Origin of the sequence: Myroides odoratus, assembly GCF_001549985.1 — a bacterium.
In the GTDB taxonomy this organism is placed as follows: Bacteria; Bacteroidota; Bacteroidia; order Flavobacteriales; family Flavobacteriaceae; genus Flavobacterium; species Flavobacterium odoratum_A.
Genome location: NZ_LROZ01000013.1, coordinates 74,516 through 98,962 on the forward strand (window position 1 = coordinate 74,516; position 24,447 = coordinate 98,962).

The 24,447-nt window shown below is 36.5% G+C and carries 20 protein-coding genes; 3 read left to right on the forward strand and 17 right to left on the reverse strand.

What is annotated here, in order from left to right:
- Positions 1-65: 65 nt before the first annotated feature.
- The 12 genes from AWV75_RS13210 to AWV75_RS13265 all read right to left on the reverse strand — a co-directional run bounded on the left by AWV75_RS13210 (position 66) and on the right by AWV75_RS13265 (position 15,164).
- Entirely contained in the window at positions 66-404 is a 339-nt protein-coding gene (locus tag AWV75_RS13210; RefSeq protein WP_002987904.1) for a hypothetical protein, read from the reverse strand.
- 2 nt (positions 405-406) lie between these two features.
- Positions 407-1,459 carry an NAD(P)/FAD-dependent oxidoreductase gene (locus tag AWV75_RS13215; protein WP_060874826.1) on the reverse strand — a complete coding sequence of 351 codons (1,053 nt, stop codon included), beginning with the start codon at positions 1,457-1,459 and terminating at the stop codon, positions 407-409.
- A 110-nt stretch (positions 1,460-1,569) separates the two neighbouring features.
- Positions 1,570-1,809: a NifU family protein gene (locus tag AWV75_RS13220; protein ID WP_002987908.1), complete on the reverse strand. Its 240-nt coding sequence runs from the start codon at positions 1,807-1,809 to the stop codon at positions 1,570-1,572.
- A gap of 22 nt (positions 1,810-1,831) precedes the next feature.
- Positions 1,832-2,962: an Mrp/NBP35 family ATP-binding protein gene (locus tag AWV75_RS13225; protein ID WP_060874827.1), complete on the reverse strand. Its 1,131-nt coding sequence runs from the start codon at positions 2,960-2,962 to the stop codon at positions 1,832-1,834.
- Between the two features lie 117 nt (positions 2,963-3,079).
- Complete coding sequence (locus AWV75_RS13230; RefSeq protein WP_231738145.1) at positions 3,080-4,375, reverse strand: TolC family protein; 1,296 nt, start codon at positions 4,373-4,375, stop codon at positions 3,080-3,082.
- Positions 4,368-6,794, reverse strand: a complete 2,427-nt coding sequence (locus tag AWV75_RS13235) for an ABC transporter permease (protein WP_060874828.1) — start codon at positions 6,792-6,794, stop codon at positions 4,368-4,370. Before AWV75_RS13235 ends, AWV75_RS13230 begins: the two co-directional genes overlap by 8 nt.
- Before the next feature lie 13 nt (positions 6,795-6,807).
- Positions 6,808-7,617 (reverse strand): GIN domain-containing protein, encoded by an 810-nt coding sequence (locus AWV75_RS13240; RefSeq protein ID WP_060874829.1) that lies wholly within the window; start codon positions 7,615-7,617, stop codon positions 6,808-6,810.
- 22 nt (positions 7,618-7,639) lie between these two features.
- Complete coding sequence (locus tag AWV75_RS13245) at positions 7,640-10,054, reverse strand: ABC transporter permease (protein WP_060874830.1); 2,415 nt, start codon at positions 10,052-10,054, stop codon at positions 7,640-7,642.
- Positions 10,055-10,056: 2 nt separating this feature from the next.
- Positions 10,057-12,438: an ABC transporter permease gene (locus AWV75_RS13250; RefSeq protein WP_060874831.1), complete on the reverse strand. Its 2,382-nt coding sequence runs from the start codon at positions 12,436-12,438 to the stop codon at positions 10,057-10,059.
- Positions 12,439-12,447: 9 nt separating this feature from the next.
- Positions 12,448-13,203: a GIN domain-containing protein gene (locus AWV75_RS13255; protein WP_060874832.1), complete on the reverse strand. Its 756-nt coding sequence runs from the start codon at positions 13,201-13,203 to the stop codon at positions 12,448-12,450.
- A 12-nt stretch (positions 13,204-13,215) separates the two neighbouring features.
- Positions 13,216-13,920, reverse strand: a complete 705-nt coding sequence (locus tag AWV75_RS13260) for an ABC transporter ATP-binding protein (RefSeq protein ID WP_060874833.1) — start codon at positions 13,918-13,920, stop codon at positions 13,216-13,218.
- A 2-nt stretch (positions 13,921-13,922) separates the two neighbouring features.
- Positions 13,923-15,164 (reverse strand): efflux RND transporter periplasmic adaptor subunit, encoded by a 1,242-nt coding sequence (locus tag AWV75_RS13265; RefSeq protein ID WP_156424200.1) that lies wholly within the window; start codon positions 15,162-15,164, stop codon positions 13,923-13,925.
- A 153-nt stretch (positions 15,165-15,317) separates the two neighbouring features.
- Here AWV75_RS13265 and AWV75_RS13270 point away from each other — a divergent pair, with 153 nt between their 5' ends.
- Together AWV75_RS13270 and AWV75_RS13275 are read left to right on the forward strand one after the other, a co-directional pair.
- A complete protein-coding gene (locus AWV75_RS13270; protein ID WP_060874835.1) occupies positions 15,318-16,661 on the forward strand; it encodes a sigma-54-dependent transcriptional regulator in 1,344 nt (447 codons plus the stop codon).
- Between the two features lie 13 nt (positions 16,662-16,674).
- The gene (locus AWV75_RS13275) at positions 16,675-18,000 is read left to right on the forward strand and encodes a sensor histidine kinase (protein WP_060874854.1); all 1,326 of its coding nucleotides are present in this window, start codon (positions 16,675-16,677) and stop codon (positions 17,998-18,000) included.
- On the opposite strand, the gene AWV75_RS13280 is transcribed toward AWV75_RS13275, so the two are convergent.
- The 5 genes from AWV75_RS13280 to AWV75_RS13300 all read right to left on the reverse strand — a co-directional run bounded on the left by AWV75_RS13280 (position 17,997) and on the right by AWV75_RS13300 (position 21,461).
- On the reverse strand, positions 17,997-18,326 hold the full coding sequence (locus tag AWV75_RS13280) for an MGMT family protein (protein ID WP_060874836.1): 330 nt from the start codon (positions 18,324-18,326) through the stop codon (positions 17,997-17,999). The two genes, AWV75_RS13275 and AWV75_RS13280, sit on opposite strands and share 4 nt — an antisense overlap.
- A complete protein-coding gene (locus AWV75_RS13285; RefSeq protein WP_060874837.1) occupies positions 18,326-18,949 on the reverse strand; it encodes a LysE family transporter in 624 nt (207 codons plus the stop codon). The genes AWV75_RS13280 and AWV75_RS13285 overlap by 1 nt, the downstream gene beginning before the upstream one ends.
- Positions 18,950-18,952: 3 nt before the next feature.
- Positions 18,953-19,624, reverse strand: a complete 672-nt coding sequence (trmB, locus tag AWV75_RS13290; protein ID WP_060874838.1) for a tRNA (guanosine(46)-N7)-methyltransferase TrmB — start codon at positions 19,622-19,624, stop codon at positions 18,953-18,955.
- A gap of 75 nt (positions 19,625-19,699) precedes the next feature.
- Positions 19,700-20,767, reverse strand: coding sequence for a sensor histidine kinase (locus AWV75_RS13295; RefSeq protein ID WP_060874839.1), 1,068 nt, complete (start codon positions 20,765-20,767; stop codon positions 19,700-19,702).
- A 4-nt stretch (positions 20,768-20,771) separates the two neighbouring features.
- Entirely contained in the window at positions 20,772-21,461 is a 690-nt protein-coding gene (locus tag AWV75_RS13300) for a response regulator transcription factor (protein ID WP_060874840.1), read from the reverse strand.
- Positions 21,462-21,646: 185 nt separating this feature from the next.
- On the opposite strand from AWV75_RS13300, the gene AWV75_RS13305 reads away from it, so the two are divergent.
- Positions 21,647-24,397: a TonB-dependent receptor gene (locus AWV75_RS13305; protein WP_060874841.1), complete on the forward strand. Its 2,751-nt coding sequence runs from the start codon at positions 21,647-21,649 to the stop codon at positions 24,395-24,397.
- The last annotated feature ends 50 nt before the right edge of the window (positions 24,398-24,447 follow it).

Here is a 24,447-nt window from a genome sequence, read left to right on the forward strand (position 1 = left end):
AAAAAAGCGACGTTTACACGTCGCTTTTTTTTATGGTTCATAGCGTATTCAACGCTTTCTTTGGATTATTCTGCTGGAGCTAATTCTACAATCAACCCTTCAAGCTCTGGTGCTATACCAATTTGACAACCTAAACGGCTGTTATCTTTGACATTTAAAGCCTCCCAAAGCATCGCTTCTTCATCCGGATTCATTTCTGGTAACTCCACATCATCAGCGTTGTGTACATAACACTGACAAGAAGCGCACATAGCCATTCCACCACAAATACCAATAGTACCTTCTGGCGCTAATTCGTAGGCACGAACAACCTCCATGATATTCATACTCATATCCGTTGGTGCATCCACTACGTGTTCTACACCTTCTCTATCAATAATTGTAATTTTAATATCTGCTGACATGATTATTCAATTGATTTAACAACCGCTTTCTCCGCTTCCTTGCGTGTACCATCAAATCCATTAATACCCGAAACCGTCGTATATTTCAAGACGTATTTCTTACCAGGATTCAGCATATTATATACACTTTGACACATTAAAGTTGCTTCGTGGAATCCACATAAAATCAACTTCAACTTCCCTGGGTAGGTATTAATATCCCCAATTGCATAAATTCCAGGAATATTCGTTTGATAATCTAATGCGTTATTTACTTTAATCGCATTTTTCTCAATCTCTAATCCCCAATCTGCGATTGGACCTAATTTAGGTGTTAACCCAAACAAAGGAATAAAATAATCACATGGAACATCGTGACGTTCTCCATCACATTCCACAACTACAGCGTCTAATCTCGTTGTTCCTTTAAGTTCAACGATTTCTGCTGGAGTGATTAAATGAATTTTCCCTTGATCTTTCAGTGCTTGTACTTTCTCTACAGAATCTAAAGCCCCTCTGAATTCGTTACGTCTATGTACTAAATAAACTTTCTCTGCCACATCAGCTAAGTAAATACTCCAATCTAGTGCAGAGTCACCTCCACCTGCGATTACGATGTGCTTACCAGCGAACATTTCTGGTTTTTTCACGAAATACTCCACGCCTTTATCTTCATAATACGCCAAGTTTTCTAGTTCTGGTTTACGCGGTTCAAATGAACCTAAACCTCCAGCAATAGCCACTGCTTTTCCGTGGTGTTTCGTCCCTTTATTTGTAGTAACGATAAACGTACCGTCTTCTTGTTTTTCAATTGATTCAGCAACTTCATTTAGGGTGAATCCCGGTTGAAATTGCTTGATTTGCTCCATTAAATTATCGATTAATTCTGCTGCTCCTACGGTAGGATATCCAGGGATATCAAAAATAGGTTTTTTAGGATAAAGCTCAGTTAACTGACCTCCTGGTTGAGGCAATCCGTCAATAATATGACATTTTAACTTTAATAAGCCTGCTTCAAAAACAGCAAATAGACCTGTTGGTCCAGCTCCAATAATAATTATATCGGTTTCAATCATGATGTAGTTCTTTAATACAAAGGTACCCTTTGTAATGTTTATTAAAAATGATAAAAGTCAACCCTCTACAAAGACATCCAATGCTTTAGCAGATAGTTGACTTGTTATTTTTATCCAACATTAACTACCGTCTCGATTTCTGGTGCATATTTTTTAATTGTAGTTTCGACCCCTGCACTCAATGTCATTTGATTCACACTGCAAGCTGTACAAGCACCTTCTAAGCGAACTTTCACGTGTTTGTCATCAACTATATCAATTAATGTAATATCTCCTCCATCGGTTTGCAAAAACGGGCGAATCTCGTCTAACGCCTTCATAACGTTTTCTCTGATAGTTTCTGATGCCATATATTTAATCTATGAAATGGTTTTATTTTTTTCCTACTGCTGAACATCCAGCCATAGTTGTGATTTTAATTGCCTCTGTAGGTGGCAAGGAATCATTGCGCATTACTACTTGTTCAACAACATTTCTGCTGATTTCTTCAAACACTTTCGCAACGATTGTATCTTTTTGTAAAGCCGCTGGACGACCAAAATCTCCCGCTTCTCTAATACTTTGAACAATAGGAACTTCTCCTAAGAATGGCACTTGCAAGTCTGCAGCCAAGTTCTTTGCTCCATTTTCTCCAAAAATATAATACTTGTTAGTTGGCAATTCTTCAGGTGTGAAGTACGCCATATTTTCAACAATCCCCAATACAGGTACATTGATGCTTTCTGAGTTGAACATCGATACTCCTTTTTTCGCATCTGCAAGAGCAACTGCTTGAGGAGTAGATACCACAACGGCACCTGTTACAGGTAAAGATTGCATGATAGACAAGTGAATATCACCTGTTCCTGGAGGTAAATCCAATAATAAGAAGTCTAATTCGCCCCAATCCGCATCAAAAATCATCTGATTTAATGCTTTGGCAGCCATTGGTCCTCTCCAAATAATCGCTTGATCTGCTTTGGTAAAGAATCCAATTGATAAAAGCTCTACTCCGTAAGAAGTGATGGGTTTCATTTTTGAACGTCCATCCACCTCAACTGAAATAGGTTTAGCATTTTCTACGTCAAACATAATAGGCATTGAAGGCCCATAGATATCTGCATCTAAAACTCCAACGCTAAAGCCCATATTAGCTAAACTTGCAGCAATATTAGCCGTAACGGTAGATTTTCCAACCCCCCCTTTTCCAGAAGAAATCGCAACGATATTTTTAATACCTGGAATTGCTTTTCCTTTAATTTCTGGTTTTTCAGAAGATTCAACTTTTATATTTACTTTTACTTTTGCTTTTTCATACACTTGTTCGTGTATCACTTTCATTACATCTACTTCAGCTCTTTTCTTGATGTGTAAAGCAGGGGTTGATAATACTAAATCAACAACTACCTCATCTCCAAAGGTCATTACGTTGCTAACTGCCCCACTTTCAACCATATTTTTTCCTTCTCCAGCAATAGTGATGCTCTCTAAAGCCTTCAGAATATCTTTTCTATCTAATTTCATTATATGCGATTAGTTTTCAATATTTTACTATAAATCTTGACTTACGCAAATATAGCAGTTATATTTGAAATTTTGATGTTAATATATTCTAAATACAAACCCCTAGCTTACTTGATATTAGAGGTGATTCGCATAATTTAGCGCTCTTTTTTTAACTAAAAACACTTGTTTTATTTCGTTCTGAACTAGGGCAAATTCAGCACCCAACAATTGATTTTTGGCCGCATTAAAGGAGAAGATATCTACCTTTCCATTTTCGTATTTGACCTGTGTGGTCTGAAAGGATTTTTGAGCCAACCGAATACTACTTTGCAAGCTTTCTGTTCGGTTTTCAACTTGATTTATCTCTTGCAACAACTGTTCATTTTCTTTGTGAACCCATCGTTCTTTATCCTTTATTTTCAATGCATTCAGCTCTCTTTCTGCTTTGTTTTTGCGCAGTTGTCTGGTCACATTTCCTCCTTGAAAAACAGGAATACTCATACCTATTCCAACATAGTGACTTTTATTATCTCCAAACTGTTTAGAGAACGATTCCACCTGCCAATCTAAGCTGGTATTAAAGGGTTTGGAATAGAACGTTCCAAATTGATAACTCCCCGTTAATCGAGGGTAATTTTTGGCTCGTAAACTCTTTTTTTCTGTCTCTAAAAGGGTTTGATATAACCGCACTTTTTCTAAAACAGGATTGAATTCATAATCCGAATTCCATCCAACAAATTCCTTTTCAAACACCAACTCAAAATCGACCGTCAATTTTGGTTGTAAGTCCAAGAGCTGAACCAATTGCAGTTTTTGATTGGCCAATTCGTCCAAGGTCTCTTGCATGCTAATTTGCTCCTTGTTGTAGAGGTATTCAATATCATATTGGTCACTTTGTGGTTTGGCGCCCGCTTCGACTTCCTTTACCACCCGATCAAAATTCAATTGACTGTTTTTCAATTGCTGAGTTTGTAACTTATAGTATTCTTGTGTCCCAATAATCTTAAAAAACAAATCCAAGATACGCTGTTGATAATAAAACTTGATTTCCTCTTCTTGTAACCCGGCATAGGATGTATTCAGTTTTTTCATCTGTCGATCCATGTAATCAGACCAGTCAAATAAGCGAATAGAAGCATCAACAGAAGTTTGCAACGATTGGATATTTGAACTCACCCTTGTATTCGTCATTGGATTGATGGCAGATCCATAATTAAAACTTTGAGAAGTATTTACCCCAACATCCGGCAAATAGTATGACGCAATACTCTGTTGCTGTACCTCCACCACTTGTCGTTCTAATTGAGCCAGCATTAACTCATAACTATGCTCTTGTCCTAAGGCTAAACAGTCTTGTAAGGTCCATTTTTCTTGTGCAAAAAGAAGAGGTCCGAAAAATAGCCCTATCATCAAATAGAAGTTCTTATTCATAGTTGATATACTTCAAAGTATTGATACGTGTTGCTTGTGTGGATTTCCATAAAACTAAAACCATAGAAAATAGAGTTAAACCAGCAAAAGCAAGTAAAAAAGGCCAAATAGAAAGTTCAATACGGTACACAAAATCGGCTAACCACAGCTGAATTAAGTAGTAAACGGGGTATATGGAAATAACAAATCCCAGCATACAATAAACCAAGAAACGAATGGATAAGTTCACAATAAGCTCCCTTCTATTTGCTCCAAGTACTTTGCGAATAGCAATTTCTTTCAATCGACTTTCAATACTAAAGGAAACAATAGCCATCAACCCAAATAGGGCGATAAACATCGATACGCCCATCAAACATAAAAATAAGGTTCGCTGGTATAGGGTTTTCTGATAGCTTTCCGCAAATTCAGCATTGGCAAACTCATATTGCATGGGATAGGTAGACTCTACCCGTTTACTCCAAAAAGCTTCCAATTGATTTAGTGTCTGTTGCACATTTGTAGGTTCTATTTTGATGGAGATGTTCTCAATAAGCCCAGAAAACCAACCTACTGAATTGGACATAAAATAAGTTACTGGTGGAATTGCCTGAGTAAAACCTTCAATTTTCATGTCTTTTACAACTCCAATAATTTCAAAGTCGCGTCCATTCCACCTCATCTTTTTTCCTATAATTCCATCAGAAAAATTAAAATGTCTTTTATACGTTTCGTTAACGACAATTTTATTGATGCTATCCGATGCGAAAGCACGATCGAAAAACCGTCCTTCCATCAATTGACCATCAAATACTTTTATAAAATCGTAACCTACGGGTACATTTTCACTTTGAACAGAAGCCTCTCCGATCATATTATTAGAACTACTCCCATAACCGACTCCCATTAACATGGAATGGTTTACGGCTGCCTTGACTCCTTCTATTTTTTGTAAATCGGCTTCTATGCGTTGATAGATGATATTGCGTTGGTTTTCATCTTTGACTTTAAAGCGAATATTGACTACTTGATCACCATTGAATCCCAAATCTTCTTGTAAGATATGACTGACTTGTTTGTGAACAAAAATAGCCGTAGACAAAAAGAAAAACGCAATCACAAATTGAAAAACCAATAGGCTATTGCGCAAACGCATTCCCGATTTACTTCGAACAAAGTTGCCTTTCAACACTTTAATTGCATCGAAAGAAACCACAAAGAGACTAGGTAAAACGCCCAAGAGCAAGTATACCCCAAGTACAAGTACACCAATGAGTGCCCCTAAGGATAAAAAATCAGCTTCAAGCGTTCGATTAACTAGCATATTAAAATAAGGCATCCCTAATTCAACGAGAACCAGCGCTACTGCAAAAGACAACAAAGTTGTGATTCCCGCTTCAAACATCATTTGTTTCATCAACTGATTGCGCGTGCTCCCAATGGATTTTCGAATACCAATTTCCTTGGCGCGTTTAAAGCTTTGTACCAGTGCGAGATTAATAGCATTGACAAGCGCTAACATCAAGAGCAAAATGGCAGAAAACAACATGATATGTACAATTTTACTTGCAGTGGGTCCTGCTCCTAATCCCATTGATTTTGGATTTAGATAAACCCCACTCAACTCATTAAAATTTAACACCATGAAGCCTTGCATCTTTTCTTGCAGCTCTTCCACAGAAACTCCTTCTTGTTTGGCATATAACTGGGTAATTTCTTTGTAAAACACATCTTTCAACTGCTTTTTTGCTTCATTTATTCCAACTCCATCTTTTAACTTAATGAGTAGCTTATAGTTGTGATCTCCCCAATTATCTGCACGATTATAAGCTATTTGACTTTCTGTTAAATAAGAAGTCAATCCCTTAAATACAACTGAACTATTTCCTGGTATCTCAAACACAAAACGAACTGTTAGTACTTTTCCATTGTCTAGCTGTACGAGTTTCCCTGTAGGATCAATACCTACACCAAACAGACGCTCCGCTTGTTTCTTTTCTAAGGCTAAGGCATCCTTGTAATTTTGTTTGTAATCTTCCGGACTGCCAAACACCGTTGTAAAAGGAAAAAACTCAAAAAAGTTCGCTTGTCGCTCATCAATTTCATATAAAAAATCCGCTTTTCCCTCCACCACTACGCTCATCAAGTTGAAAGACATATAGCTAAAGTTATAGGCTTCAATAATAGAGGAAGCTTGATCCAATTGGTTGGCAATAGGGGCAGGGAACCAATTTTTAAAATAGGAATCTACCGTTCCTTCTACTTCGTAAATTTTGTTTTTATAGGGATTCCATTGGTCAAAGCTATGCTCATTTTTCCAATAGAAAAGCACAATAATCAGCGCAGCCATACCTAATGCTAGCCCCAGTATATTGAGCAATGAAAACCAAACATTTTTTTTAAAATGCCAGAGATACAACTTTAACCAATTCGAAATCATACAGTTATTTGTATTAATTTATTTTTTCAATTTTTCCTCCAGATGATTTTTTCACCTCAACTAAAGACGCTGTTCCATAAACCGATATTTTTCCAGACGAACTCGCCTTTCCTCTCACTTCATCCGCTACGGTTAAAGAGATTGTACCAGACGAACTCGCTTTACCATCTAGTGTTTTTACAGCCAAGTCTTTTCCATCAATCTTCCCTGAGCTTGATACTTTTGCCATCACTGTTTTTGCTGATCCATCTACTTCAATTTTAGCGGAACTACTAGCAGCCATATCGACTTTATTTCCCTTTAAATCCAAATCTACTTTCGCTGAGGAGCTCACATCAATTGCTGTATTATTCGCTACTTCAAATTTCCCCTCTACTTTCGCTGATGAACTAGCCTCAATGCTTACATTATCTGCTTGTACTAAGTTTCCTTGAAATTTTCCAGAGCTACTTGCTGTTAGGGTAAAATCTTTCGCCAACACTTTATTTAATACATTCATGCTAGCTGAAGAAGAAACATAAGCCCCTGATAGGTTTGGATTACTCACTTGTACTTGAACGGCACTCACTCGGTGATTAAACAATCCCGTAGGCGTGTCAATAAATACATGTAAAACTCCATTTTTTACTTCTGTTTTCACATACTGCATATCCTCTTTATCGCCTACGTGTACTTCAACGGATTTACTTCCTCCATAGGTGAAATCCAACTGAATACTTTGTGATACTTTAATGGCAGAAAAATCTGCTACTTGTCTTTTTTCTTGCTTTTGTGCAAATACGGTACTTCCAATTAATAGGAAGACTAAGGCTAATTTTTTCATATTTTTTAATTTTCAGTTTATTTTATTCATATTTAATGTGTTGCAAGACATTGACGCGGACTGCTTGACGAACTTTAATAAATACCGTCAAGAAGGTCAGCAGCATTAAGAATAGAAAGGCTATAACGAAATTGCTCCAATGAATTTCAATGCGGAAGACATACTCATTCAACCAAGCATTCATAAAGTAGTAACTAGGATAAATAGAAAGTACAAATCCAATTACGCCTAACACAATATAACGCTGTGATAATTGTTTCATTTGTTCTTTATTCGATGCCCCTAATACTTTGCGAATGGCAATGTCTTTGTATTGGTTGGCAATCGTAAAAGAAGCCACACTATACAGTCCAAATAGTGCGATAAAAATGACAATGCTACTTAATACCAATAGAATATCTCGCTCCTGTATACTACTTTTAAAAAGCCGTTCAAACCGTTGATCTAAAAATTCATAGGTAAAAGGATATGTTGATACACCCAGTTTTGCATATATCTTTTCCACCTCATCAATTATCTGCTCTCCATTTGGTGTATTAAATCGCACATATAACTCATTCACGTTTTGAAACAATCCAGGAATTACTTCTAAACGAAAGAAAATCATAGGATCAAAATCTGCTTTTAAATTGACCGTATGATAATTATTTACCACACCAATTACAGTAAACCAACGATCATTCCAATTCAGCGTTTTATTTAGAATATCAGGATCTCCAAACTTATCCTTCAATTGTTGATTAATTAAAACATTACTGATGGTATCAGAAGCCAATTCCTCTTCTAGTCCTCTCCCCTCGACAATTTTAATTTGCATGGTCTGTAAAAAATCATTGTCCATCGCCACATTTGTTACTTGTACCGCATTCCCCTGATGGAAAATTCGACTTGAATTATAACCGTAACCCCCTATTGCTAAGGATGAACTACTAACCGACTGAACGCCTGATATTTTTAAAATTTCTGCTTTATAAGTATCATAGAGAAGCCTCCGTTCTTTTTCTGTTTTTATGGTCGAAAATGGCAAAATCAAGATTTGCTCTTTTGTAAAACCTAAATCCTTCTCCAACATATAGTGTACTTGTTGGAACACAATCGTAGTACTAACAATAAAGAAACTAGCAATCGCAAACTGAATAATCAGCATCATATGCTTGAATCCAAATTTTTGATTTCCGTGTCTTCCTTGCCCTTTTACTAATTGAGTGATGGTTCTTCTTTGCAAAATAACCAACAAGATTCCAGCGAGAAAAGTGCTCATGATTACCATAAAAAACCCTCCTACCTTGGCTCCATCCCACCAATTAAAATTCAATTGAGAGGATAGAAACACTCGAAGTGATGGAATTGAAAACTCAACCAATACGCAACTCAATCCCAGAGCTAATCCCAGAGTCAAACAACTCTCAAAAAACAGCTGCCAAAACAACGTGGTATATTTACTTCCGATAACAATACGGATTCCCATTTCTCGATGTCTTTTCAAACTTTGAACAATGGATAGGTTAATATAATTGACCACAGATAAAATAAAAATAGTCAATGACAAGCCAAATAGGATATACAAGCGTTTTACATTTATTGGAGTTTCTAGGGTCCCATTATACTTTGTATCTTCCATCATATGTTGCTCTGCTAATGGCAATAAATGGTATAATTCGACTGTATCTCCTTCCTCTTCTAAATATTCTTCCACGGTTTTACCTTCCTCTTTGGCTAACCGCGTATAAAGATGAACAAATAATAAATCCGTCATGGACTGCTCTACACGAGGAATCCGTTCTTTATCTTTTATTTTTACATATAAACTGGCCATATAATTGCCCCAGTTCATTTGATTCGCTACTATACTTTTCTCAAACCCTGAGAAAAGTATAGTAGGCATAACCGAACTGCGTGTTTCACCAAACGAGTAAATTCCTTTGATGGTAAACACCTCATCATTATAACGAAACGTCTTTCCTAAGGCATTTGATCCAAAGATTTCTTCGATATAAGTATCCAAAACCAAAACACTATTCGGTTCATCTAGTGCATTTACCCCTTCTAGTAATTCAAAAGGAAAGAAATCAAAGAAATTAGATTGAACGACAAGTCCCTTTGTAAAAAAATGTTGTTCTCCTTCAAATTCTAGAAAATGAGACACATAATTAGATAGATACATATAATCTTCTATGCTCTGTTTTTCTTCTTTAAGATGAGGCCCCATCGGATAGGGAGCTAAATTCCAAACATCGCCATCCCCCAAATCCGTACTGACAATATAAACCTCATCCTTATATGGATTCCACTGGTCATATCGCGCCTCTTCTTTATAGTACAAATAGGACAATAGGACACCCCAAATACCGATAGCAAGCCCCAAGATAGTGAGCAAACTATACACTTTATTTTTAATGAGATGGGCCCAATATATTTTCAGCCAATTTTGTAACATACCTATTCGTATTTTATATGCTTAATAAAATCAACTCTTGTGGCAATTCGAACTTTTCTCCATATAATGAAGCAAACAAGTCCAACCAATAAAAAGAAAGAAAAAACAAAGAGATAGCCTTCTATTTCATATTTATAGGTAAACTTATGCAACCAAGTATTCATAATCCAATAGACAGGATACGCTGCTGCTAAACACGCTACGATGACCGAAACAAGAAACGGTTTACCCAGCAGGAAGAAAAGTTCATGCGTACGAGCGCCTACCATTTTTCGAATAATAATTTCTTTTTGTTTTTGTTCCAAATACAGGGATAAACTAGCGTACAGTCCAAACAAAGCCATAAAAACAACCGCAATATCCCAAATCATAAACATGCGTTTTTGAGATTCTACATGTTGATAATTGATTTTAAACTGTTCTGAAATGGTTTGATATTGAAACGGATATTCATAATCAATATTGACAATCCAAAAAGCATGTAAACGCTCCAGCGTTTCTATTGTATTGGCCTTTTCATCTAAGGCAATCGATAAATAATTTAATCCATAAGGCAAAAAATCAATATCCTTCCATTGAAACAACAACAGCGGTTGCACAGCTTCCTCAAAACCATTGCTAAAATAATTTTTAATCACGCCTTCAATTAGATACGTATTTCGATCATACGAAATCACATTTCCTAAAGCCTCATCCGCTGTTACTCCCATTTGAGCGACAAACTGTTCATTAATCCATACTTTAGGTAAACTATCGACCTCAATAGGACGATACGCTACTTTTTCAAACCCCACCATATCAATATAGTCCTCATCAATTCCTTCCATGACAAAATCAGGAATTTTCCGCATCCCATAAAAGGCGGTATATTTTGTTTTTATGGATTTATCTTCATATGCAATAGTCGACAAGGCTACATTTTTGATTCCTTCAATTCGTTGTATCTCCTGAATCAACTTATCATTGCGGTATAACTTACGGCGTATCTGTTGCGTGAATAGTTTCACTTGCACCACGTGATCTCCTTCAAAACCTCGAGGTTTCTCTTCCATAAAATGAACCTGTTTCGCTATGATCCATCCTCCCACTACAAAGAAAAAAGCAATCATCATCTGTACAAATAAGCTTCCTTTTCGCAATCGCAAGCCTTTGCTGCGCTTTCTGTATGCCTTCACTTGATACAACTGACGAACAAGTCGAGTAGCATAAAGGGAAAGAATACCGCCAGCCAATAGCACGACAATACAAATAACGAAAACGATGCCGCTCCAAAGCACCTGATGTTTAATGGCAATTGCTTTGTGCAGGAACGTATTGTAAATGGGCATGCTGAATTCAATGAGTATTAAGGCAATTCCCAAAGCCATCAACACATTTAACAACGTTTCAAAACCAATTTGCAACAGCAATTGTCTCTTTGTACTCCCCAACATCATACGCACCTGAAATTCCTTTAAACGCGATAATATCCCGGCTTGATTCAGGTTGATATAATTCAGAATCGCTAATAAAAAGATTAAAACAGAACAACCGATTAACAGCAGAAGTGTCTCCACTTTTGTGCGTCCTTCTAGTAAAGCCGTTTGTTTAGAAATAAAACGCCCTTCCTTTAAGGGAGATAAAAAAACATTGTATTGTCCAACCTGCTCTTGTGTATCAAACACTTGATCTTGATTATTTTCAATCAAAGACACCAAATTAGATTCAATATGCTGGATATCCGTTGCCTCCTTTACTTTAACTAATAATCCCCCTCCATTTTCTTGCCATAAAGCAGGTTCGACCTCGTCGTTCCACTCCATGTTCATCAATACAATATCAGGCATAATGGTTGCTTTTTGGTCCAGCTGATAGACCCCTGCCACCTGATAAGGACTATGGGCAAGGGATAGCGTTTGACCTATTGGGTTCTGATGCGGAAAAAACTGTTGGGCAATCTTTTCAGAAATCGCAATATAGGTCGGGTTTTCTACAACCTCTTCTGCACTTCCATATACGAATTTGAAATTAAAAAAATCAAAGAAGGTCGATTGCGTATTCAAGATCTTTCCGACTACAGCCTGATGGAAGTTACTTTCTGCATAGAAATCAATATAATCTAAGGCATAGTAACAGTAACTTTCAATTTGTTTTTGTTGAAGTAACTGAGGCCCCACAGCAGCAGGAACAACAATGGCATTTGCTTCTTTTCCAACTGTAACATTTACTTCGTGCAATTGATCTACATCTTCGATCCATTTATTGTAACTCCACTCATCTTGCACGAAGAATAAAGCCAGCAATAAACACGCCATACCAATGGCTAAACCAAGAATTGTCCAGCAAAAGAACAACAATGATTTTTGGATATTTTTTCTAAATGTATTGAACCAACTGTACAGCATAATAACGAACTAATTCGATTTCACTGATCCCATAGAATCCGTGTATTTTTTCAATTCTTTTGGCGTATTATAATACACAACCCTCCCCATGGAATCTGCATAGGCATTTAAACTCTCTATAGGATAGACCTCCGCTTTTCCCATAGAATCAGCTTCTACCTTTACAAACTTCGCCTTGAGGCTCTTGCCATCAAACTTTGCGGCACTATCCACATTAATGACTAGATTTTCAGTATCTCCCGTCACGGTAACATGAGCGGCACTATCTAAATTAACCTTGATATTTTTTGCCGTAATATCGCCTTCATATTTAGACGCTGAATCCAAGCTAATTGTTACTGTATTCGCGGTAAAATCGCCTTTTAATGAAGCCGCTGCATCGGATTTTATTGTTACCTGATTTCCTTGAACACGTCCCTTAACTTGGACACGTGCCGTAGTACTCACATCATAATCAACAATCTTAGGCTGAGCAATAAACACCTTTACTCTACTATTGTAAAAAACTTTATTCTTGTTGTTTTTGGTACTCATGTCTACATAGAGCACACTCCCCACCTGTTTTATTCCTATTTTATCAATATCTTCCTGTACCCCTTCTAGGCGAACAGTATTCGATTCTGAAGTAGCATCGATTAAAATTTCTATTGGCATCGTGGCCACTAATTTGCTCACATTTCCCGTAATGGTATGCGTCTGTTTCGCTTGCCCTTGCATCAGTAAACTGAACAGCATCAAGACTAAACTCAAGAAAAAACGTATCATAATCTTGTTATTTTATACTGTAAAAACATCTACAATCTTGGTATTGATTTTTTCTGATAAAATCATACCATCCTTCATCAAGATTGTGCGCTCTGAATAAGAGGCATCGTGATGAGAGTGCGTTACCATGATAATGGTTGCTCCTTGTTGATGTAATTCCGTCAACAATTCCATTACCTCTGCTCCATTTTTACTATCCAAATTTCCTGTCGGCTCATCGGCCAAAATAATCTTGGGATTATTAATCAGTGCACGTCCAACGGCTACGCGTTGTTGCTGTCCACCAGAAAGTTGCTGCGGATAGTGTTTTAATCGGTGTACAATATTCAAGCGCTCTGCAATTTCCATCACGCGTTTTTTGCGTTCACTACTGGGAATTTTATTGTAGATCAAAGGCAATTCAATATTGTCATACACCGATAACTCATCAATTAAATTGAAGTTTTGAAAAATAAAACCAATATTGGTTTTGCGAATAACTGCGCGTTGATTTTCTGTCAATCCCACCATCTCCTTATCCAATAAACGATAGCTTCCTGAAGTGGCGTCATCCAATAGTCCTATAATATTCAATAGGGTTGATTTCCCACATCCCGAAGGTCCCATTACCGAAATAAACTCTCCTTTTTTCACTTCCAATGAAACCTCATTCAAAGCGGTTGTCTCCACCTCTTCCGTTTGGAAAATACGAGACAATTGTTGAATTGCTATGACCATAGTTACTCTTTTAACTGTAAATAATTCACTCTTAAATAATCTTTATAACTCGATATAATCACCTGTTCACCTATAGACAAACCTGAAATCACTTCATAATAAGCTGGGTTTTCACGTCCAATTTCTACTTGTCGTCTTTCTGCTTTTCCCTCTTTTACAACATACACCCATTCTCCTTTGGTATCCGTCATAAAACTCCCTTTTGCCAACAATAAACGCTGTTCTTTTCCAGATAGAAATAACTTGATTCCCATGCTATTTCCCTCTTGCAGTTTTAGGTTGTCTTGGCTGACAAAATTCAATTGTACTTCAAATCGGCCGTTGATAATCTCAGGTAAAATTTTACTCACCTCTACCTGGATGAGTTGCCCTTTACTTTCCACTTGTCCTTTTTGTCCTAGCACAATGCGATCCAAATAAAATTCGTCTACATTAGCAACTAATTTATATCCTTCCAAAACATCTATTTTCCCAATGCTCTCTCCTCCATTATACGTTTTCCCCAGCATAGGCTCAAAAGAAGATAATCTTCCAGAAATAGGCGCACGCAATAAGAAATTCTGTTTATTCTCTTTCAATTTCTCCAAACTACGCTGTATCACTGCAAGCGATTGATTGATTTGCCTTACTTGGACTTGATTGGACTGTTTTTCTTTTTCGACACTCTGTTCCATCAAGGCCTTTCTTTTCTTTTGATAAGAAAAACTTTCAACCGTCTGATTCCATTCATTCAAAGATAAAATCTCTTGGTCGAATAATTTCTTATTTAAAGTATATTGTAGCTCCGCATTTTTATATTCGTACTCAATACTGATCAAATCCTTCATTAACCCTATTTCTTGGTTGCGAATATTCATCAGATTGACATTCAAATTGTTCATTTGCTCAATTAAAGACGATTCTTGTGACATATAGGCTAATTCAGAACTGGGATTGTGTAACAGCACCAAAGGATCTCCTTTCTGAATGACTGCGCCATTTTCTACAAATATTTCACTCACAGCTCCTCCTTCCGCAATATTAATCAACAACGACTGTAAAGGTTCAACCTTCCCTTGAAAAGAAATATACTCTTCAAAAACACCTTCTTTCACGGTTGTAATTCGAATCTCTTTCTTAGCAACATGCAATGCAATATCCTGAAAAAATGTAAAAAAAGATGCAACTGCAAGGAGGATCACTCCTCCAACAATTAGTAATATCCTTTGTTTTTTTCTATTTTTACGAGGTAAAACTCTGTCCATTGCGTTTCTTTTATAAGTATTATAACAAAAATGTGCCACAAAATGAATTAATCACAAACAACTACGAATCAACAGTATACATATTTACTTATTTTAAAAGTGTCCGATAATGAACACTAAAATGTTCGATATTAAACAACATCACGTACATCCATGAGAAAAACAACTGCCACCATTCTGGTTTTAGACGACAATACAGAGGTTTTAATCGCTGCTAAACTACTTCTAAAACGTCATTTCGAAACAGTTTTGACGAATAATAACCCCAAAAAGATCTTTGATATTTTACAAGATACTCCTGTGGATGTTATTATTTTAGACATGAATTATCGCGTGGGCTTTGAGGATGGAAAAGAAGGTATTTTTTGGTTTAAAGAGATTAAAGCAAATTATCCGCAAGCGCAAATTATTCTCATGACCTCTTATGGTCATGTGGAAACAGCTGTAGAAGGAATTAAATTAGGGGCTATTGATTACATTTTAAAACCTTGGGACAATGAACATTTAATTGATCTGGTTAAAAAAGCCGTTCAACAAAGACGCAGAAAAGAACAAGAAACGCCCACAACCACGCAGCCTGATTATTTTGAAGGACATTCACCAGCCATTCAAAAGACGTATCGCATGGCGCAGCGTGTAGCACAAACGGAGGTCAACACGCTGATACTAGGAGAAAATGGAACTGGAAAATATGTTTTAGCAGAATATATCCACAACAATTCTACCCGTAAAAACCAACCGTTTATCCATGTTGACTTAGGATCGCTCAATGAGAATCTCTTTGAAAGCGAGCTATTTGGCTATGCTAAAGGCGCCTTTACGGATGCGAAACAAGATACAGCGGGCCGTTTTGAAGCGGCAAATGGAGGAACGATTTTCTTAGATGAAATCGGCAATGTACCCCTACATTTACAAGCGAAACTTTTGCAAGTAATCCAGGCGAAATCCGTAATTCGATTGGGAGAATCCCAACCACGTCCTGTAGATGTACGTATCATAACCGCAACAAACGCAGAAATTGAAAAAGAGGTAGCACAAAAGGCATTTCGAGAAGATTTATACTATCGTATCAATACAGTTGTCCTCCAGTTACCTTCACTTAGAGAGCGAAAAGAAGATATTCCTGCTTTGTTGGACTTCTTTATTCAACAATACGCCAACAAATATCAAATTGCAGTTCCTAACATCCACCCTCACACATTGGAATCACTGTGTAATTACGAGTGGAAGGGAAATATTAGAGAGATGCAAAACCGCGTAGAACGCGCATTAATTTTAACTGAAGCAACAGAATTAAACATCGGAGATTTCGGTATTTCTGCAGCAACAATCAACGAAGTACCCGCAGATGATGCCACACTGCAAGATATCGAACGAACGACCATTATTCGAACGCTAGAAAAATGCCAAGGCAATATCAGTCAAGCAGCAGATGAATTGGGATTATCACGTGCAGCTTTGTATCGCAGACTTGAAAAATATAACATTAAGAACTAAAAACAACTGTAGTATGTCGTTTCATTTGAAGGTTTTCATGCGCATCTTAGCCATTATTGGCCTATCCTTACTCGTCGTATGGTTATTCCAACAACACTATCGTTATACATTCTTTATTGTCCTTATTAGCATTGTGGCATGTCTGATTGAACTCTATATGTTTCAACGCAAGTACTACAGCATCATTGACCGTTTGGTCTTGGCGATGATTTACGATGATTTCTCCTTAAAATCAAATAAAAAACAAGCCAATGAAACTTTTCAAAACCTACAACAGTTGTATCAAAAGCTACAACAGGAACAAGAACAACATGAAGTAAAAGAATTGGTTTATCTCAACATTCTAAACAATTTAGAAACGGGTATCGTAATTTTTGAACGCAAAGAAGAAGGATGGACTATCTTCTTAATTAACGACTATTTTTCAAAGCTATTTGATATACCCAAAGTAAAATCATGGCAGAATTTATCGCGTTTACTTCCCAATTTGACGCAATATTTAGAGCATCTGGAATTCAAAGAATCTAAGACCTCGTTGGATATGCGTATAGAAGGGGAAGAAAAGCAAACATTTATGCTACAAACCTCTACAACCATCAGTCAAAACCAAGAGTTTTATATTGTTTTATTGGATTCGATTCAAAAAGTATTGGATAAAAAAGAGAAAGATACCTGGGAAAACTTAATGAAAGTCATTTCGCATGAAATCATGAATTCCCTAACGCCTATTCATTCCTTAGCGCACAATACCTTAGAAATATTAGAGGAAGAAATGCCTTTAACGGCGGATGATATGGACGATCTAAAACTCAGTGTACAAACCATTGCCAATCGAACGGATCACTTGCGTCATTTCATTGATAACTACCGCAGACTTACGATGCTACCAAGCCCTACCAAAGCATGGGTAAATAGCGCAGAGGTTTTAATGCATAGCTTAGCTATACTCAAACCCCTTTGTCAGCAACACAACATTACCATCAAAACTACTATTGAAACCCAAGTTGCTCAACATTGGGATGCCAAACAGATGGAACAAGTTTTCATCAACTTATTGACGAATGCAATTTATGCCATAAAAAACCAGGAATATAAAGAGATTGCTGTTCATGCATATGAACGCAATAATCGTTTGTGGATGGATATTATTGACAATGGGAATGGCATTCCAGAAGAAATCAAACCGAAGATATTCATTCCCTTTTATACCACACGAGAGGATGGAGCGGGAATTGGATTACCACTATCGAAAAACATTGTTGAAATGCACAAGGGCTATTTAACCTTCAATAGAAAAGATAACTTGACCTATTTCAGTGTCAATTTTCCACTAGCTTAAAAAACAACAGGCGGAATCCACAAAAGCGCCTTAAAGTTTTGTACTTGATTATTTTTTACGAGAACGCCCTCGCTTTCTAATAGCTGTTGCATCAAATTAGTGCCATCAAAATGATGTTTTCCACTCAGCATACCCAATCGATTCACGACACGATGCGCAGGTACAGAATCATCAAAATGAGAGGCATTCATTGCATAGCCCACCATACGTGCAGAACGAGGAGCTCCAATTGCTTTTGCAATCGCACCATACGTAGTCACCTTTCCGTAGGGAATTTCGCGAACTACCTCATACACGCGTTCAAAAAAATTGGTTGAATCAGCCATTAGCGCAGTAATTTATATAGCGTAATCAAACAGATAATCCCTGTAATAGCCCCTATAACATAATTTATATTTCGCATCAGAAAAGCATTTTCATTGGCAACTTTTCTAAAGATAGAAATATAAGCATAAAACATCAAGCCAGAGCCTATCACAACCCCAATGGAGAAAATAACCGTGTACGCCCACTCAAAAATGGGATAGGCATAAGAAGCTAAGGTGACGCTCAGAAAAACGTAATATGGAATAGAAAAAACGTTGATTAAAGCCAATAAGGCACCATATATATAAGGATTTTTCAAGCGTTTAACGGCTGTGTTTTCCTCTTTCTTTTTGCGTTTTGCAAATCCTAAAAAGTAAATCGTCAACGATCCGAAAATAACCAATCCGATTTCATGTAGAATTTCAGTGATAAAAGGACTCGAATCAATCAATTTAGCAAAGAAAATCGCAACATAGGTTTGGATAAAAATAATGGATAAAGCGCCTGTAATATATAAAATAGACGCTTTTTTCCCTCTTTCTTGTGCTACTTTAACAGCAGTCATATTCAATAACCCCGGAAGAGAAACGCCTATCACTGCTGCTAAAAAGCCAAAAAACAATAAGATAAAATAATGATCCATCCTTTATTTAATTCTAAATTGAATATAGGTAATGGCTTTATTTTGTTCTAAATATTGGGATTCATAAAACGTTTGGATTTCAGTTACAACTGAAGGTGCCCCCTCATTTTTATATACGTGGTGATTGGCATAAATAACTTCATGTCCTTCTCCATGTAACAAACCTAACGTATAACCATGCATAAATTCACTATCCGTTTTCAAGTTCACAACACCATCATCCGTTAAGATGCCTTTATAACGTTGTAAAAACTCCGTATTCGTCAATCTGTGTTTAGTACGTTTATATTTAATTTGCGGATCTGGGAATGTAATCCAGATTTCGCTCACTTCTCCTTTTTCGAAAGCAAATTCTATCAACTCAATCTGCGTACGCAAGAAAGCAACATTCGTTAGCCCTTCCTCCACAGCAGTTTTAGCTCCTCTCCAGAAACGAGCCCCTTTGATATCAATACCAATAAAGTTTGTATTAGGAAAACGACGCGCTAATTCAACGGTATATTCTCCTTTTCCACAGCCTAATTCCAAAACAATAGGGTTATTGTTTTTAAATACTTCCGATGCCCATTTGCCTTTTTGCGGCAATTTAGCAATCATTTCTTCTCTTGATGGTTGGAAAACATTACCGAAAGTCTCGTTTTCTCTAAATCGCTTTAACTTGTTTTTACTTCCCACAGGGTTATTCGTTTAAATTCGACGCAAAATTAAATAAATATAACGAAAGTAAAACCTTTTTATAGGGAACGCAAATTAAGTTACATTTTGCGTTTTGTGTTTGGCTACTTTCTCTAAGGTAAAAGAAAACTCCGACCCATAACCATAGCTACTCTCTACATAGATATGTTCATCATGCGCTTCAACGATGTGTTTAACAATAGACAAGCCCAGTCCTGAACCGCCTACACTGCGTGCTCCACTTTTATCAATGCGATAAAAACGCTCAAATAAACGAGGAATATGCTCCTTGCGAATCCCTAATCCATTATCGGTCACGCGCACAATTAATTTATTTTTCACCAAGTTTTCAATACTCACTTCCGTCGTACCTTTTTCCTTGCCGTATTTAATCGAATTCTCGATGAGATTCGTAATCACTTGCCCAATGCGCTCTTTATCTCCAACTACGTAAATAGGCTTCTTATATCCCATATCGAAAAGCAGCGAAATATTTTTCTTTTTTGCTTTGTATTCTAAGAAATCAAATGCATTTTGAATCATTTCAATTAAATCAAACTCAACGATATTCAAATGCAGATCTCCCGATTCTAATTTGGAGATCATATCCAAATCTTTTACAATATAGATCAAGCGATCAACTCCTTGTTCTGCACGTTCTAAATAGCGATCGCGAACTTCTAAATCGTCAATTGCACCATCACTCAACGTTTCCAAATAACTCTGGATCATGAATAAAGGTGTTTTCAACTCATGGGAAATATTCCCTAGAAACTCTCGTCGGTATTCTTCTCGAACTTGCAAGGACTCAATTTCAATCTTTTTATTGGTAGCAAATTTCTCAATTTCTTCGGTTAGCGTTTTCATATCCGTGGTTACTGCACTAGCCCGAAGATCCGTGTGCTCTAAAAGCGAAACTTTGTCATAAATCTTTTTGATTCGACGGTAGATAAAGTGTTCTACGCGATATTGAATCACAAAGAAAGAAGCAAAATAAACCAAAAAGGTATGAATAACTAAGAGGGGCCAAAGCCCTTCTTTAACCAAGAAAACAAAAGGGAGTGTAATAACAAGCGAACATATTGTTATTAACAAAGCTGATTTAACAGCGAATTTATAGGATCTTTTAAATCGTGTCGACATTAAATTACATATCTAATTTATACCCAACACCTTTAATTGTCTTAAAACAATCATCTCCTACTTTTTCTCTTAACTTGCGAATGTGTACATCAATGGTTCTTCCACCAACCACAACTTCATTGCCCCATACACGATCTAAAATCTCTTCCCTTGTAAATACTTTTCCTGGCTTTGATGCTAATAAATACAACAATTCAAATTCCTTTCTAGGTAAAGACAATTCTGCTCCATCAATTAGGATTTTATATTCATCTCGGTTGATTTCAATATTGCCAATTTGAATAATATCTCCATTTTCAGTCTCTTCTACAGTTTTCAATCGACGCAATAATGCTTTAACCTTACTCATTAAAACCTTAGGTTTTACTGGTTTTGTAATATAATCATCCGCACCTGCATCAAAGCCAGCAACTTGAGAATAATCTTCCCCTCTTGCAGTTAAAAATGTAATAATTACATGCTGTAAGCTGTCAATTTTTCGAATGTTTTCACAAGCTTCCATTCCGTCCATTTCTGGCATCATAACATCCAAGATAATCAGGTGAGGAAGTTCCTTTTTTGCCTTTTCTATCGCCTCTTTTCCATTCCTTGCTGTGCTAACTTGATAGCCTTCTTTTTCTAAATTATAACTGATGATTTCAATGATATCTTGTTCATCATCAACTAATAAGACTTTAATGTCTGAATTTTTCATTCTGTATCTGTGTGTGTTATAAATCAGTTCAAAGATAAAGATAATACATTATGTGAAGTAAAGTTTACAATTATTTAATGTGGTAACGATTTAATAACGTTTACCGTAAAATGTGTTAAAATAGCGATAACACACAAGACATATTTACGCTTGTTCTTTGCACTAGCTTAAATAAAATAATAAATATGAAATCAAAGTTATTATTCGCCCTATTATTTATTAGCCAAGTAATTGGGGCATCTAATGGAACGATTAAAGGAATTTTACAAGATTCAGCAACAAAAGAACCGCTAGCCTTTGCGTCTGTAAGTATAAAAGGAACAACACAAGGAGTCAACACCGATTTAGATGGTTTTTTTACTCTTGAAGTACCAGAAGGGAAACAAACGTTAACCTTTACCTATGTAGGTTATACTTCAGCTGATAAAGCTATTGTAGTAAAAGCAAACGAAACAGTTGAAATTACAATCGACTTAATATCAGAAAGTGTACAACTAGAAGGTGTTGTTGTACAAGCTACACGATCTAAGTCTAGAGAAGCAACCTTATTAATTGAACAACAACGTTCAGTTGAAATGAAACAACATATTGGATCACAAGAACTTTCAAGAAAAGGAGTAAGTGATGTAGCTAGTGCTGTAGCTAAAACAACAGGAGTAGCGAAGCAAGAAGGATCGGGAACTATTTTCGTACGTGGATTAGGTGACCGTTACAACAGTACTTCATTGAATGGACTTCCTTTAGCTTCCAACGATCCAGAAAAGAAAAACATTGATTTAAATATTTTCTCCACGGATATCGTAGAATACATTGCGATTGACAAAACGTATTTTGCGAGAAACTATGGAGACTTCGCCGGGGGAAATATCGACATTATGTCAAAAAATCACACTGGAGCAGGTTTTGTAGAAGTTGGTGTAAGTACCAATATGAATACCAATGCCGTGAAACAAGATCATTTCAAAACATTATCTGATCGTAGTTTCTTTGGTTTTTCAGATACGAAAATACCAGGTAATGCCTTAAAAGGATACAACTTTAAAAACTCAACACAAACCGATACTCGTAGCCCTTGGGGAGCAGGATTAAACATCAATACAGGTAGGTCCTTTTTCTTTGGTGGCGAATCTGCTTTACATTTATTCGCTACAGCATCCTTTGGGAATAACTTCAAACAAAAAGAAGGCGTTACCCGTACGGCTCAAGCGCAAAACTCATTTACGAAAGATTTAAATTTAAATTCTTTCGAATACAGCACCAATACAACGGGAATGTTAAATGCTAAATTTGACATCAACGATGCTAACTCGATCAAATACAACCTCTTATTTGTCAATGACTCTAAAGAGAAAAATGATGAGTACCAAGGATATGTAAGAGATATTACATTAGACAATTCGGATTATACCTTCATCAACAGACAAACGTATCGTCAAGACCAATTAATGGTCAACCAATTATTAGGTAATCACAAATTAAACGATCAATTGGACTTAAACTGGGGAGCTGCATTCAATAACATCTCTGCACAAACACCCGATAGACAACAATACACCCTAAACAAATTAAAAGACAGCGATAGTTACCAGTTTTCAATTAATTCAAGATCGGACAATAACCGTTATTACGAAGATTTAAAAGAAAATGAATTTGCTGCTAATATTGCTGCAGATTATAAATTTGGAAAAAATGAAGAGAACCTATATAACGGAAAATTAACCGTAGGCTATAACTTCAGAAAAAAAGACAGAGAATTTAAAGCTACTCAGTTCGTATTTCAAATCAACAGAGAATACAACAACAATATTAATCCAAATGCTTTAGATCAATTCTTCAACCAAGCAAACTTTGCAAACGGATACTTCGATATCTATACCTTTAGAGGAGGAGCAGGAACTCCTAACGCTTTATTACCACAAACCTATGATGGAGAATTATCTATCCATGCCGGTTTTGTAAACGTAGAATACCGTTTAACTGATAAATTATCGGGATCATTAGGAGCTCGTTTTGAAACAATTTCTCAAGATGTTACTTGGCAAACACAGTTAGATGCAAACAAAACAAACAACAAGTTTACAAAGAATGCATTCTTACCAAGCTTGTCTTTAAAATATGAAGTAAACGATAACAACAACTTGCGTTTCGCTTTATCTAAAACCTATACCTTACCTCAATTCAAAGAAAGAGCACGCTTTATCTATGAAGATGTAACGGAAATCAAAGTGGGTAACCCTGACTTATACGCATCCGATGATTACAATGCCGATTTAAAATGGGAATATTTCCCTAAAACAGACGAAGTAATCTCTGCTACTGTTTTTGGAAAATACATCAAAAACCCAATCAACGAGATTGTCTCTGCTTCTTCATCCAATGATATTACGTATGCAAATACTGGAGATTATGGATATGCTGCAGGATTGGAGATTGAAGTTCGCAAAAACCTATTCAGCTTTGACGACGCATTGACAAATAAAATTACGGGAGGATTGAATGCTTCTTTCATGAAGACCTACCAAAAACTAGACAACGAAAAAGTAAATCGCGAAAACAAGTATTTGAGTACGTCATTTACACATGACAATGCAAGTTTCACTGGAGCTTCCGATTTGTTACTAAATGCAGATATTTCGTATATCAAAGAATGGGCAAATGACCAAAAATTAATGGCAACACTATCTTACGCACACTTCTCTGATAAACTATACTCATTAGGAACGGAACAAAGTGGAAACTTAGTAGATAAAGCTTTCGGATTCTTAGATTTTACGTTCAAATATGACTTCACGAAAAATTTCGGAATGACTTTTAATGCGCGAAACCTACTTGATCCAGCGATTGAAAGAAAACAAGAAAACCTAACACAAGATGTGTTAGTACAATCATACAAGCTAGGGCAAAACTTTAGCTTAGGATTTAAATATACGTTCTAAAAAAAGAATATCCCTGTTCACAAAAAAGCCTGCGTTTTACGTAGGCTTTT

What these genes read in the sequence shown, in the direction of transcription:
- AWV75_RS13210 (WP_002987904.1), bottom strand. Translation starts at nt 404, where the DNA reads ATGTCAGCAGATATTAAAATTACAATTATTGATAGAGAAGGTGTAGAA.
- AWV75_RS13215 (WP_060874826.1), bottom strand. Translation starts at nt 1,459, where the DNA reads ATGATTGAAACCGATATAATTATTATTGGAGCTGGACCAACAGGTCTA.
- AWV75_RS13220 (WP_002987908.1), bottom strand. Translation starts at nt 1,809, where the DNA reads ATGGCATCAGAAACTATCAGAGAAAACGTTATGAAGGCGTTAGACGAG.
- AWV75_RS13225 (WP_060874827.1), bottom strand. Translation starts at nt 2,962, where the DNA reads ATGAAATTAGATAGAAAAGATATTCTGAAGGCTTTAGAGAGCATCACT.
- AWV75_RS13230 (WP_231738145.1), bottom strand. Translation starts at nt 4,375, where the DNA reads ATGAATAAGAACTTCTATTTGATGATAGGGCTATTTTTCGGACCTCTT.
- AWV75_RS13235 (WP_060874828.1), bottom strand. Translation starts at nt 6,794, where the DNA reads ATGATTTCGAATTGGTTAAAGTTGTATCTCTGGCATTTTAAAAAAAAT.
- AWV75_RS13240 (WP_060874829.1), bottom strand. Translation starts at nt 7,617, where the DNA reads ATGAAAAAATTAGCCTTAGTCTTCCTATTAATTGGAAGTACCGTATTT.
- AWV75_RS13245 (WP_060874830.1), bottom strand. Translation starts at nt 10,054, where the DNA reads ATGTTACAAAATTGGCTGAAAATATATTGGGCCCATCTCATTAAAAAT.
- AWV75_RS13250 (WP_060874831.1), bottom strand. Translation starts at nt 12,438, where the DNA reads ATGCTGTACAGTTGGTTCAATACATTTAGAAAAAATATCCAAAAATCA.
- AWV75_RS13255 (WP_060874832.1), bottom strand. Translation starts at nt 13,203, where the DNA reads ATGATACGTTTTTTCTTGAGTTTAGTCTTGATGCTGTTCAGTTTACTG.
- AWV75_RS13260 (WP_060874833.1), bottom strand. Translation starts at nt 13,920, where the DNA reads ATGGTCATAGCAATTCAACAATTGTCTCGTATTTTCCAAACGGAAGAG.
- AWV75_RS13265 (WP_156424200.1), bottom strand. Translation starts at nt 15,164, where the DNA reads ATGGACAGAGTTTTACCTCGTAAAAATAGAAAAAAACAAAGGATATTA.
- AWV75_RS13270 (WP_060874835.1), top strand. Translation starts at nt 15,318, where the DNA reads ATGAGAAAAACAACTGCCACCATTCTGGTTTTAGACGACAATACAGAG.
- AWV75_RS13275 (WP_060874854.1), top strand. Translation starts at nt 16,675, where the DNA reads ATGTCGTTTCATTTGAAGGTTTTCATGCGCATCTTAGCCATTATTGGC.
- AWV75_RS13280 (WP_060874836.1), bottom strand. Translation starts at nt 18,326, where the DNA reads ATGGCTGATTCAACCAATTTTTTTGAACGCGTGTATGAGGTAGTTCGC.
- AWV75_RS13285 (WP_060874837.1), bottom strand. Translation starts at nt 18,949, where the DNA reads ATGGATCATTATTTTATCTTATTGTTTTTTGGCTTTTTAGCAGCAGTG.
- AWV75_RS13295 (WP_060874839.1), bottom strand. Translation starts at nt 20,767, where the DNA reads ATGTCGACACGATTTAAAAGATCCTATAAATTCGCTGTTAAATCAGCT.
- AWV75_RS13300 (WP_060874840.1), bottom strand. Translation starts at nt 21,461, where the DNA reads ATGAAAAATTCAGACATTAAAGTCTTATTAGTTGATGATGAACAAGAT.
- AWV75_RS13305 (WP_060874841.1), top strand. Translation starts at nt 21,647, where the DNA reads ATGAAATCAAAGTTATTATTCGCCCTATTATTTATTAGCCAAGTAATT.